The following is a 938-nucleotide window of genomic DNA, read 5'->3' as shown; positions in this document are numbered from 1 at the left end:
CAAGAAACCTTTTCGTTTTGGCTTTTTGGACTGTTCCTGCACACTTTTCTGCACAATAACCGGAATTTGATTGGCTATCTTCTTGTTAATAGATTGTTGTTCATCCATTAACCGGACTATCTGGAACATCTGTCGTTCCTTATCCTCTAAAAGACTGCGCACACTATCGATGCGCTCTGCTGGATAGGTGGCCTTGAAACGGCAAAGCATACTGTCCATTGCCATACGCCGTGCATGGTAATGCTCGATATCTTTATCGTTCCATTCCAGTATTGTTTCACCCAATAGAGAAAATTTTATCATTTGAATATTGATATTGTTTATTTCTTTTCGGAGCTCGTCTATTTTTTTATTGCCAAGTTCTAATGCTTCTATCTCCTGCCATTCATAGAGGCTATTATATGCCATACATCCGATAAGAATGGAGATAAGTATATATCCCAACTGTATTGCCTTATAGAAATTTCCTGACCGCTCCATTATTTTGATGACATTGATTTTTGGAACATGAATAAAAGTTTATCTTTTTCGTTCATGCGGATATTATCAGAATAATCGCCTTTTGTTATTTGATACCCGCATGGCTTGACCATAAAAACGCCTAAGCCCTTAGTGTATGAACTTACTTCTGAGGCGTAGTCTTTACTTGTATTTAATGGAACTTTCCCTTTAATATGACACCACTCATTATTGCAACTGATGTCTTCAATCTCAGACATCATTTTTTGCAAATCTGTAATAGCTTTGGAACTTGCCGCTTGGGGTATCTGCAACTCAAAATAGAGCATCGGTTCGAGAATGTCCACACCTGACTGTTGCAAGGCCAGCCTGAAGACATAAGGGGTCAGCTGTCTGAAATCAGCAGGTGTACTTACCGGGCTATAATACTCGGCTTGAGTAAAAGTTACTTTCAGATCAGTCACTTCCCATCCATGTAA

Annotated in this window: 2 pseudogenes; both read right to left on the bottom strand. The window is 39.1% G+C overall.

The features are described 5' to 3' along the window. Positions 1-480: pseudogene (locus CIK88_RS01315) on the bottom strand (hypothetical protein); the annotation flags it as partial. Further along, positions 480-938, bottom strand: a pseudogene (locus tag CIK88_RS01310) (tetracycline resistance ribosomal protection protein); the annotation flags it as partial. The pseudogenes CIK88_RS01310 and CIK88_RS01315, both read right to left, overlap by 1 nt.

Source organism: Prevotella sp. P5-50 (assembly GCF_002251295.1).
Classification (GTDB): domain Bacteria; phylum Bacteroidota; class Bacteroidia; order Bacteroidales; family Bacteroidaceae; genus Prevotella.
This window is presented reverse-complemented; position numbering and strand designations above follow the sequence as displayed.